The organism is Bacillus infantis, assembly GCF_008180445.1.
Lineage (GTDB): Bacteria > Bacillota > Bacilli > Bacillales > Cytobacillaceae > Bacillus_AB > Bacillus_AB infantis_B.
On the sequence record NZ_VTER01000003.1, the window covers coordinates 474,851 to 486,069 of the forward strand.

The following is an 11,219-nucleotide window of genomic DNA, read 5'->3' on the forward strand; positions in this document are numbered from 1 at the left end:
AAAATAGATTACTTGTATAAAAAGACGCTGGAAAGTTAAGATTCCTTCCAGCGTCTCCAGTGATTATTTATTGATTGTATCGTTCATCAGATTGGCAGAGATCAGGAAGTTAGCCAGAATCTTAGCCATTTGGTCACGCTGGGTATATCCGTTAGGATCATAGTTTCCATCCAACTTACCTGAAACGATGCCAGCCTGGTAAACGGCTTCTACACCTTTTTGAGCCCAACCGCCGACTTTCTTCGCATCTTTAAAGTCAGACAGCTTTTTCGACTTATCAAGCTGAGATTTATCATAGTTCAAGAATTTGATGTTCATGGCACGCTCAATCATGGCTGCCGCCTGGGCACGTGTGATTTTTTCATTAGGAGCAAAAGTGCCGTCGCCGATGCCTTGAATAACGCCATATTTAACTGCCGCCATCAATTCGCCTTCTTTGTTGAACCACTCTTTTCCGCTTACATCCTTGAAGGTATGATCATATGCTTGTCCCGGAAGACCCAATGCACGGACCAGGAGAACGGCAAATTGCGCTCGTGTCATATGCTCGGCCGGATCATACTTACCTGTTTCTTTCCCTTTAATGATGTATTTCGAAGCAAGGGTTTCAATATACTCCTCTGCCCAGCTCTTATTATTAACATCAGGGAATGTAACATCGTTTTCCACAATTGTATATTTAGAGTTCGTCAATGACTTCACTGTTGCAGTTTTGCCGTCAAACAGTGTTGGGACAGCTGAGAATGTTCCATTGTCATTCAACTTAACTGCAACAGACTTTTCAGCATTAAACGTCTTGCTTCCAACAATGTTTCTTTCTACATAAGAACCGAAGACAGAAATCGTTTCAGTTTTGCTGCCCGATACAGCCTGCACAGTAAACTCGATAACATTTGATGCAAGCTTCAGGCTGTTCTTTGTAACTGTACCGCTTACTTTGCTTGAGTCTACCACGTTGACAGCTACTGTAAGGCTTAAGCTGCTCTCGCTGACACCAAGCTTTTTCGCAAGGGCGCTGATATTGATTTCTGATACCGGCAGATTATATGAAGCTTCCTCTGTACGGACAGAAACAACCGCTTTTGAGTTCTTTTTCAATGCCTCTGCAAAAAGGGAAGCAGGAACCTCTGCTTTAACATCCTCTCCTGCACCAGCGCTTTCAAGCGTGATCGGCACGACGCTCTTTTCAGAAGTAATGGCAGCCACGATTTCCTGCACCTTCTCAGGTACAACCTTTGTCACAACCTCTGCCACACCTGAAGAGTTCGTCACCTTTTCAATGACAGACGAATCAGCTGGGAGGGTTACGTCGTTTTGGCCAGGACTAGCTGGTGGGTTCGGTGTCGGTGGTATTGGACCTGGTCCTGGTCCTGGATTTGGAGTTGGACTACCAGCTTTAAAAGCTGCATTTATAAACGCATCTCTTAAAACAGTTAATTCCGTTGAAGTAATAACCCCATTTGAAACAAGTTTATTGTTGATTCTATCTTTAATTTCGAAGATTCCTTCAAGGCTTGTACCCATCTTGGAAGCAAGATTTGCATTGAGATTTCTGTACGCCGGAACAGCTAGCAGTTCATCTCTAATTTCTGCAGTAATTCCCTCGATTGAACCCTTACTGAGTGCTTCTATTAGTACACTGAGTTCTTTCTCCCATAGCTTTTTCTCGGCGTCAACAAGGAATTCAAGAACAGTATCAATTGAGCCAGGTCCCACAACCGCTTCAAATGCACGACCTTCATTAGAGGCCTTAAACTGATTTAACTGTGTTACAAGATTTGCAGAGTTAGCACCATAGACAAGCAGGGACAACTTTTTTGCAATATCCTCAGCCTTTACACTTTTTAATGCGGGATCGCTTAGGTTTTTCAGCTCTTCATTGATTTTATTGGCAATATCTGCAGTCAAAACGGCTGTCCAGTCTGCAGTACCAAAAGAGTTAAGACCGATAGCCGCCTTATTAAAAACGGCCTTTTCTTCAGTTGAGAACTTGCTGTAAATCAGCGTCATTCTGTTTAATGCTTCATTAGATGTCACTTCGGCAGCCTCAACTTTTTCAGACGCTGTGAAAATACCTGTTGTAACTACAGGTGAAAAAGCGATGGTCGCAGCCAGGATGGCTTTGACAGTCTTATTGCTGAACGGATATTTCTTCATAAAGTACTGCACCTCGTATTCTTTTACTTCCTATGTAAAATATGTATATATTTTGCAGGAGCGGAAAATCTAGTACTATCATACTTTATCATTTTAACTTATTCAATGGTTCTGGTTATTTTTATCTATATATTCGTGTGAAAGACTTATATTTTTACAAAATTCTTCTTTTTTTTCCTTTTTTATATGGTAGAATTTTATTATTTGGATCTGAAAGGGGAAATTTTTCGTTTATGGACGGCAAGAGAAAGCGAAAGAGAAAGAAAAAGAGCAGAAGCAAAGTTTGGAAATATATATTCATTTCTTTTCTAGTCCTGCTGATTGGCGGGGCCGGGACAGCTTATTATTTCCTTAAGATAAAAACGTATGATGTAGCAGATGCAAAAGTGGAAGAGATTGTTGAACAGGAGTACGATATCGTCCTCCCCGGTGAAGATAGCGGAAGTGCCGGGAACGGGTCAACTGCTGATTCGAGTGAAAGCAGTGATGGCGGGACAGCAGGTGATACATCCTCCAATCCTGATGCAGCTGAGAATTCCTCCAATAGCGGAACAGCGGGGAAACAGGCTTCAGCGGTGAGAAATGGATCTAAGCAAACTGCCTCGACATCCCAATCTGCTGCGGCTGCCGGAAATAAAAATGCCGGCACCAAAACGGAAGCTAAAAAAGCGGTTCCGGTAACTGTTGCCAGCATTAAGCAAAAATACCAGCCGACTTTTGAGTCGCTTGAAAGTCAGGCAAATGACCGACTAAATTCATTGGTTTCACAGGCGGTTAATGAGTATCACTCCAAGAGGGAAAAGGACGAATCCATTTCTGTCACTTATTTCTACCGGAAATACAGCGAGGCCGGCCGTGCCTTGGAAAGCAGCACCGATGGAGCCTTCCATTATGTTTATGCGGCATTGGAGCAGGATTTGAAAAAGAACGGATTCAGTTCTTCTCATGCGGAAACCTTTAGAACTAAGTATGAGAATGCTAAAAAAACAAGAGAGAATGCTTTACTTGATAAAGCCAAAAGTGCACTTTAACAACAGGGACAAACCTCATAGGTTTGTCCTTTTTTTATTGGGGAAAGTGGATAGAAAATAACTTTTTACCATTTTTGGCTTTTTCTCTCTTCCATTTGGGTAATTGGGCACATTTACAAATACTCTCCAGCATAACAATATAAGAAAGAGCTGGGAATAAACTGCCATACAGATTAGTCCCTTATAATGGTATGATATCGTTTAATACAGTGTGTTTACACTGCTCAATAGACTCGGCTGAAAGGAAAATGAAATGAAACCAACTCAAAAGCACAAGAAAAGAAAGTGGCTAAAGATTACGGCGGTCTCTGCTGTTATCCTGGCGGCTGCTGTTGGCGTCTATGTATATTCTGTATACCATTCACTGACTTCTGCTGTAGAAACCATGCATCAGCCAATAGAACGGGTTAAATCAGAAAAGCGCCAGGAGACGGTCACTCTCCAAAAGAGGGATCCCTTTTCAGTTCTCATGCTCGGTGTAGATGAACGTGACGGTGATAAGGGCCGGTCAGATACGATGATTGTCCTGACAGTAAATCCAGAAAAAAACTCGGTCAAGATGCTGAGCATTCCCCGGGATACCAGAACTGAAATTGTCGGGCACGGAACAACTGATAAAATTAACCATGCCTATGCATTTGGCGGGGTTCCCATGGCAATGGACAGTGTTGAAAACTTCCTCGACATCCCGATTGATTATTATATACAAATCAATATGGAAGGCTTCCGCGACATTGTAGACTCTGTGGGCGGCATTACCGTTGACAATGACTTGGATTTTAGTTATGGCGGATACCATTTCCCTGAAGGAAAGGTAACAATGGATGGAAAAAAGGCGCTTGCTTTCTCGAGAATGCGCTATGAAGATCCAAGAGGAGACTTTGGCCGCCAGCTGCGCCAAAGGATGATTATCCAGGCAGTGTTAAAAAAGGGAGTAAGTGTTTCTTCGTTAGCTAATTATGATGAAATCTTTTCAGCACTGGGTAAGAATGTAAAAACAAATCTTGCTTTTGGTGAAATGGTCGACATCCAGAAGCATTACAAGGATGCTGCTAGAGATATAGAGCAAATTTCCATTGAAGGTTCCGGCGAAAGAATCAATAATATCTGGTATCTAATTGTTTCAGACGAAGAAAAATCCAGAATCCAATCAGAAATGAAGAATCATTTAAGCTTATAATTGAAAAAGGGCCGCTCTCTAAAAAAGAGCGGCCCTTTTTGTCTAGTTAAATTTGGTTGGCAAGTATCGTTACAGCTGCACTGGCCAGTACGGTTATTACCGGGATTGAGATGTAGAGCAATCGCTTTTTCAGCAGTTTCTTCCTCTTAATTTCTTCCGGTGTGGACCAATTTCTTTTCAATGTTTGACATCTCCTTTACAAGTGATGGCAGCTGGCTGGCCTTATCAACTGAATAGAGGCCCCTTTAGCTTTGCGTCATCATTTTTCAATGATTTTGCCTTTGGTATTTATATCGGAACTTTCTGCCTTATATTAAACAGGACTTTTATATCATAAACAAAATTTCATGGCAATTCCAGTTATCCGAAAGAATTTTGTCAGGTCTTTATACCTATTTTTTTCAGTTATAGTTTGTATTTTGTTTCTTGATAAAATACGTGAATCCTGTATGATTCCTATGAGGTGCTATTTACATGAAAGATTTTGACAGATTACCTAAATCAATAAAAAAGACAATCCGATATATTAATCAGGATGTTAAATCACTTGAGCAGCTTGATCTTATAGAAAAGAAACTTAACCAGCAGCTGGCTGAGAGAAGAAAAAAGCTGCAGACGGATAAATCATGATGCTTGCAGATTCTGCAGGCATTATGAAAAACAGCAAAGACAGCCATAACAGGACTGCTAACATCCGCCAGGCGATACTGGGGAAAGTCTGTTCATGGCTGTCTTCCTTTTTACTCCGACAGCCGCTGGATCGTCTTCGCCAGAAGCAGCGTCCTTTCCGCAAGCGTCGGAATTTCTACATATTCATTTTCGCTGTGGGCATTGCCGCCGACAGGTCCGAGCCCATCCACTGTCGCAACGCCATTGGCAGAGGTGAAGCTGGCGTCCGAGCCGCCGCCTGTCGCTGTATCTGAAACCTCTAGGCCCATTTCCTTGCCGACCTCCTGGATGACATGCAGGAGCGATTCGTTCTGCTCATTCTTCTCCATCGGCGGGCGGCTGATCCTGCCCTTGACCTCCACCCTCGTGCCAGGAACATCGGTGTGGGAGCAGATTTCCTCGATTTTTTCCTGGAGGAATCTTGCCTGCTCCATGTCGGTGATGCGGATGTCCACATGGGCGACCGCGCTTGGTGATACTGTATTGACTGCCGAGCCGCCTTCGATCAGCCCGACATTGACGCTGATGCCTTTTTCATGATCGTTCAGCTCATGAAGCTGGATGATCTTGTGGGCCAGCTCCTCGATCGCGCTGCGCCCCTTTTCCGGCTCAATCCCCGAGTGGGCAGCGCGCCCTTTGACGATCACCTTGTAACGGCCGCCTCCCCTCCGTGAGGAAACGAGCGACCCGTCTTTCCTGGCCGGCTCCATGATCAGGGCATATTCCTTGCCTGCCGCCTGCCCGATGATCAGCTTCTTGGATGCCGGCGAGCCGATTTCTTCATCTGTGTTCAGCACGATCAGGACATTTTCATATCCCTTTGTCCCGCTCGCTATCAATGCCTTCAAAGCATATAAAAGCTCAGCCTGGCTGGATTTCATATCCGCAACCCCTGGTCCCAGCGCCCTGTTCCCCTCGATCCGGAACGGCCTTTTGGCTGCGGTCCCGTCAGGAAATACCGTATCCATATGGGCAACAAGGATGATCTTCGGATCAATGGCATTTTTGTGCCTGATGATCAGATTATTGCCATACTTCTCCTGTTCATCGACTTGTACCAGGAAGCCGAGCCTTTCGTACTCTTCCTTCAGGATAGAGCCTACTCTATCTACCCCCTCTTTATTGTGGGAACCGCTGTCGATATTGACGAGCCTCTCGATCAGCTCCAGCATTTCCCCTTGCCTGCTTCGTATAAAAACCTCCACTTTTTACCCCTCCATAAAAATGAGCCCCAATTAAGCACTATTGTTATGTATCGATTATACCTTACTATTTTGTTTATGTTTCACAATTGGAGAATGTTATCAAGATAAATTTGTCCGGTGATATTTTTCCTTTCTGGCGAATATCTTTTTATAACTTGTCTAAAAGGAGGCGGGCGAAATGAAAAAAAGAAGCAAATTCCCCATTAAGCTCATCGTGATTCTCATTGCCTGTGCGGCCCTCTTTTTCCTTATCCGGCTCGTCCTGCCTTCCGCAGAAAAGCGGGCCATCAGCACGGTGGATGAGTTTTATACATACGAGCAAAAAGGCGATTTTTCGGCTTCCTGGGAGCTTTTCCATCCGGACATGAAAAAGAAGTTTGACAAAGGCCCCTATATCCAGGACCGGGCCCACGTCTTTTTGAACCATTTCGGGGTCAATACCTTTTCCTATGAACTTGGCAAAGCCGAAAAGCTTGAGAACTGGAGGATGGGTGATGGCGGGGAAACCTTTCCGAAGGTTTATAAGGTCACGGTAACCCAGACTTACAAAGGGAAGTACGGAAATTTCAATTTAGTGCAGGATGTGTTTGCGGCTGAAATGGAGGATGGCTGGCGGATCCTTTGGGATTATAAGCAGAAATAAGAATTCTCCTGCTCAACCTTTCTTATTCTAAGGAAGGTTTTCTTCATTTTCTGATAAATTGACATTTTTATTCATTTTTTCTTATTTCCCATGATTTTTATACGAATTTATTATAAAAAATATCATTTTTAAAATAAAAAAGTGCTAAAAACGAAATTTTCCCTAATTCGCACACAATTTATTTCCCAACTATGCTGAACTTACCCGGGAATACCTGGCAGGCGCGCCGCCCGATAGGGAAAGTTCTCATGGAAAACTTTGAAATGCTTGCAGAACAATACCAGCCGATGATCCGGAAGATCATCCGCACATTATCCATCTATAAAAATGAAGATGAATTTCTGCAGATCGGCCTGATTGCCCTTTGGGAAGCACATGAAAATTTCCGGCCGGAAAAAGGTGAATTCACCAATTTTGCCTATACCACCATCAAAGGCAAGTTCCTGACAGAAATGACCCGAACCAATAGAGAGGAAGAACAGAAGGTTTATGCGAAGGAAGAATTCTGGGAAAATATCGAGGATGCTGATTCTAGAGTGCCGTTCGAGAAAAAACTGATCCTCTCATACTGCGGGGAACTGACAGATAATCAGACAAAATGGGTGATGTACACGGTGCTGGAGGACTTGACTGTTCCGGAAATTGCTGCAAGGGAAAAGGTATCTTTGTCTGCAGTCAAGGCATGGCGGAAAGGCGCTAAGGAGAGGCTTAAAGGAAACCGAGAAATTTTTAGTTGAACTGTAACCTTTCTGTAACCATTTTTAACCAGACTATAACTATTTCATAGACGGGGAACTGTATAGTAGAGCTATACCAAGGTTTATCATCGTTTTACCCTATTTTTGAAAGCCCGGCCTGCTGACTGGCACCAGCACGCCCGGCTTTTTTTTGGTGATGGCGACTGGCACCCCAAACAAAAAACAGCCGCCCAACAAACAGCAGCTGTTTAACCTATCTCGCATCCCGAACCTGCATCGCCTTTTCCGGATAATCCGTCATGATGGTGTCCACCCCGAGGTCAAGCAGCTCACGCATCTGTTCTTCTTTATTGATCGTAAACACACGGACCGGGAACTGGTTGCGTTCCGCCTCCCTGCTTGCCTCCGCATAGGCAACCGGCGCATAGACATGCAGTGCCGATGCACCGATTCCAGCAGCATACTTCCACGGCTCATACAGCACCTCCATGAACAGGATGGCCGTCTCAATTTCCGGGTTCAGCTGATGGACTTTCTGGAGGCTGTAGTGATTGAAGGAAGAGATAATCGCATCGGCTGTATAATCATATTTTACAAGCAGCTCAAGCACCTTTTCCTCAATGCCCTCATAAGGAATGACATCACTCTTGATTTCCACATTCAGCTTGATGCCCGTTCCCTGCAGCAGCTCGAGCACCTCGGAAAGCACAGGAATCTTAGCTTCGGCAAACTCTTCCCTGAACCATGAACCTGCATCCAGCTTCTTCAGTTCTTCAAGTGTCATATCCCTGACATTTCCCTTGCCATCTGTCGTCCTGTCGACCTTCTCATCATGGATGACAATCAGCTCTCCGTCCTTTGAAAGATGGACATCCAGTTCAATACCGTCGACTCCGAGCCTCACTGCTTCTTCAAAGGCTGCTATCGTATTTTCCGGATGTGTGCCCTTGCTGCCGCGGTGGGCGTAGATATTAGTTTTTGACACGCTTTTCCCTCCTCTTTCTTCTTATTTCCGTTATACCACAAAAACTCAATCTAAAAGAAAAATCCGCTAAAAATCACAAACAACTTTTACAACCGGACAGAATCAGGCATACTGATACGAACGAAAAGAAAAAGGTGCTATCGTGTGAAAACATTTCTTGTTTCCTTTAGTTTACTACTGATCATATGTGCATGCTCAGCCAGTGAGCATCCATCAGACAGCTTTATTGTCATCGGCCACCGCGGTGCCTCGGCCTATGCCCCGGAGCATACGATTGCTTCATACGAAATGGCCGCCCAGCTTGGCGCAGATTATATTGAAATCGATCTGCAGATGACGAAGGACGGCAAGCTTGCCGCCATGCATGACCAAACAGTTGACCGGACGACGGATAGAACAGGCGCCGTCCAGTCCTTTACATTGGAGGAGCTGCAGCAGCTTGATGCCGGTTCCTGGTTTAACCGCGAGCATCCAGGCTATGCCGACCCAGCATACAGCCGCCTGAAGGTCCCTTCTTTGGAGGAGATCTTTCAGCATTTCGGCAGCAGGGTGAACTATTATATTGAAACCAAGTCTCCTGATTTATATCCCGGAATGGAGAAAGAACTCTTAAGACTATTGCATGATTATGGCCTGATAGGCAGCAAAAAGGATAATGCACGGGTAATCATCCAGTCTTTCAGCAGCAAAAGCCTGAAAAGAATCCACCGGGAAGAACCTGGCATCCCTCTGATCCAGCTGATCTCCTACAAAGAAAAGGCTGTGCTGACAGTCCACGATATCAAAAGGGTGCAGAAGTACGCAGCCGGCATCGGCCCGAATTATAATATGATTGATGAAGAGTATGTAAAGAAGGCGCGTGAAAACGGACTGCTTGTACACCCCTATACGATTAATAAGCAGAATGAAATGGAAGAAGGGGTCGCTTGGGGAATAACTGGAGCATTCACAGATTTCTCCGATACGTTGACAGAGGTTATTAGCAATCATGCTGGCAGAGAATAATCAGCATAAACGTAAAAAACTTCCCGGCCGGGAAGTTTTTTATATTTTCTTTTCGACATCCCTTATTGCTTTTATCCATTAATCCCCTTAATTTTGGATACTCTCCGGCAATAAGACAAATATTTCTCAGGAAATAAGAAAATGTTCCGTGAATAGAGTCGTTTCTTGTCAATATTTCTTTTGTTTCATTTACAATAAATGGCGGTATAAAGATAGTAAGAATACAGGGAAATATTATAGAGAAAAGGTCTTGCTGTTATATTGTTGGTTACTCATCTAGCTGCCGCAGAATATTCGTTTTTTATCAATCAAAAAACACAAGGAGTGGTACTAATGAAAATCAAAGCAGGAAGCTGGGCCATGTTATCCCCACAGGACAAATTCCTTCTATTGAAAATTATCAGCGAACGTTCTAAACATACAGATCATGAATAAAACATAAAAATAGCTTAGAAACCGGGAGCGGCTTCTAAGCTATTTTCATTTCGGGCACCAATGATTTCATTATGCTTAACTTTTATGCCGCCTTATTTTTATTATAGATATCAAATGCGACTGCTGCCAGGAGGACGAGTCCTTTTATCGCCTGCTGCCAGTCAATTCCAAGCCCGAGGATGGACATCCCATTATTCATGACGCCCATGACAAGCCCTCCGACAATCGCACCGCCCACTGTTCCAATTCCTCCATAGGCAGATGCTCCCCCGATGAAACATGCTGCAATGGCGTCAAGCTCAAAAAGGTTTCCTGCTTTTGGTGTCGCTGCATTCAGGCGCGCTGCAAATATTAGGCCTGATAATGCAGAAAGGACGCCCATATTGACAAATACCAGGAAGGTGACCTTTTTCGTTTTGATGCCGGACAATCCTGCGGCTTTTTCGTTGCCCCCGATCGCATACACATGCCGGCCAATCACCGTCTTTTTCATAATAAAAGAATAGAGAAGGACAAGCGCGAATAAGATGACCAGAATAGTCGGTACTCCCTCATATGTAGCCAGGACATATGTAAATACATTGATAAGGATGACAAAACCGGCCAGTTTAGCGAAGAATAGTCCGTTTGACGAGATTTCAAAGCTATACTTCATTTGGTTTTTCCTGTTTCTTAGTTCAAAAAGGACAAATACAATGGACAATACAGCCCCTATTACCAAAGTAAAGATGTGGAGAACGGCATTTTCTCCCCCGATCACATCCGGGATGAAGCCTGAGCTCATGGCCTGGAAGGATTCCGGGAATGGTGCCAGCGATTGGCCTTTCAGTACGAGCATGGTCAGTCCCCTGAAAAGAAGCATGCCTGCCAGCGTTACGATGAAGGCCGGTATTTTCACATAGGCAATCCAAAACCCCTGCCATGCACCGATCAAGGCGCCTAGCACCAAGGAAAGGAAAACAGCCAGATAGGTCGGTACATTCATATCGATGATTAAAATGGCTGAAATAGCCCCGACGAAGGCTGCTATGGAACCTACCGACAAGTCGATATGGCCGGTAATGATAACCAGCACCATGCCGATGGCCAGCACGAGGATATAGCTGTTCTGCAGTATAAGATTGGTAATATTCAGCGGCCTGAGAAGGATCCCGTCCGTCAGAACCTGGAATAGAAGCATGATCAGCACCAATGCAAAGAACATTCCGTAC

11 protein-coding genes and 1 riboswitch are annotated in these 11,219 nt (G+C 44.3%); of the genes, 6 read left to right on the forward strand and 5 right to left on the reverse strand.

The features are described 5' to 3' along the window. Positions 1 to 63 precede the first annotated feature (63 nt). Positions 64 to 2,157 carry an S-layer homology domain-containing protein gene (locus FZD51_RS07065; protein ID WP_148974100.1) on the reverse strand — a complete coding sequence of 698 codons (2,094 nt, stop codon included), beginning with the start codon at positions 2,155 to 2,157 and terminating at the stop codon, positions 64 to 66. 233 nt (positions 2,158 to 2,390) lie between these two features. Between FZD51_RS07065 and FZD51_RS07070 the strand changes: the two genes are divergently transcribed. Together FZD51_RS07070 and tagU are read left to right on the forward strand one after the other, a co-directional pair. After that, positions 2,391 to 3,188: a hypothetical protein gene (locus tag FZD51_RS07070; RefSeq protein ID WP_148974101.1), complete on the forward strand. Its 798-nt coding sequence runs from the start codon at positions 2,391 to 2,393 to the stop codon at positions 3,186 to 3,188. A 253-nt stretch (positions 3,189 to 3,441) separates the two neighbouring features. Then, on the forward strand, positions 3,442 to 4,368 hold the full coding sequence (tagU, locus tag FZD51_RS07075) for a polyisoprenyl-teichoic acid--peptidoglycan teichoic acid transferase TagU (RefSeq protein ID WP_148974102.1): 927 nt from the start codon (positions 3,442 to 3,444) through the stop codon (positions 4,366 to 4,368). Between the two features lie 46 nt (positions 4,369 to 4,414). On the opposite strand, the gene FZD51_RS26545 is transcribed toward tagU, so the two are convergent. Beyond that, the gene (locus FZD51_RS26545; RefSeq protein WP_262380764.1) at positions 4,415 to 4,549 is read right to left on the reverse strand and encodes a hypothetical protein; all 135 of its coding nucleotides are present in this window, start codon (positions 4,547 to 4,549) and stop codon (positions 4,415 to 4,417) included. Positions 4,550 to 4,572: 23 nt separating this feature from the next. Next, a riboswitch (cyclic di-GMP riboswitch) is annotated at positions 4,573 to 4,658 on the reverse strand. Between the two features lie 184 nt (positions 4,659 to 4,842). Here FZD51_RS26545 and FZD51_RS07080 point away from each other — a divergent pair. Continuing rightward, on the forward strand, positions 4,843 to 4,998 hold the full coding sequence (locus tag FZD51_RS07080) for a LytR family transcriptional regulator (protein WP_148974103.1): 156 nt from the start codon (positions 4,843 to 4,845) through the stop codon (positions 4,996 to 4,998). Between the two features lie 110 nt (positions 4,999 to 5,108). Here the strand turns inward: FZD51_RS07080 and FZD51_RS07085 are convergent, their stop codons facing one another. Then, positions 5,109 to 6,242, reverse strand: coding sequence for a M20 family metallopeptidase (locus FZD51_RS07085; protein WP_101549256.1), 1,134 nt, complete (start codon positions 6,240 to 6,242; stop codon positions 5,109 to 5,111). Between the two features lie 178 nt (positions 6,243 to 6,420). On the opposite strand from FZD51_RS07085, the gene FZD51_RS07090 reads away from it, so the two are divergent. Together FZD51_RS07090 and FZD51_RS07095 are read left to right on the forward strand one after the other, a co-directional pair. Beyond that, complete coding sequence (locus tag FZD51_RS07090) at positions 6,421 to 6,885, forward strand: hypothetical protein (protein WP_148974104.1); 465 nt, start codon at positions 6,421 to 6,423, stop codon at positions 6,883 to 6,885. A 248-nt stretch (positions 6,886 to 7,133) separates the two neighbouring features. Next, the gene (locus tag FZD51_RS07095; protein WP_148974105.1) at positions 7,134 to 7,622 is read left to right on the forward strand and encodes a sigma-70 family RNA polymerase sigma factor; all 489 of its coding nucleotides are present in this window, start codon (positions 7,134 to 7,136) and stop codon (positions 7,620 to 7,622) included. A 214-nt stretch (positions 7,623 to 7,836) separates the two neighbouring features. Here the strand turns inward: FZD51_RS07095 and FZD51_RS07100 are convergent, their stop codons facing one another. Further along, positions 7,837 to 8,568, reverse strand: a complete 732-nt coding sequence (locus FZD51_RS07100) for a glycerophosphodiester phosphodiesterase (RefSeq protein WP_148974106.1) — start codon at positions 8,566 to 8,568, stop codon at positions 7,837 to 7,839. A gap of 144 nt (positions 8,569 to 8,712) precedes the next feature. On the opposite strand from FZD51_RS07100, the gene FZD51_RS07105 reads away from it, so the two are divergent. After that, positions 8,713 to 9,573, forward strand: coding sequence for a glycerophosphodiester phosphodiesterase (locus FZD51_RS07105; RefSeq protein ID WP_148974107.1), 861 nt, complete (start codon positions 8,713 to 8,715; stop codon positions 9,571 to 9,573). Between the two features lie 517 nt (positions 9,574 to 10,090). On the opposite strand, the gene mmsB is transcribed toward FZD51_RS07105, so the two are convergent. Further along, positions 10,091 to 11,212: a multiple monosaccharide ABC transporter permease gene (gene mmsB, locus FZD51_RS07110; protein ID WP_148974266.1), complete on the reverse strand. Its 1,122-nt coding sequence runs from the start codon at positions 11,210 to 11,212 to the stop codon at positions 10,091 to 10,093. Positions 11,213 to 11,219 lie beyond the last annotated feature (7 nt).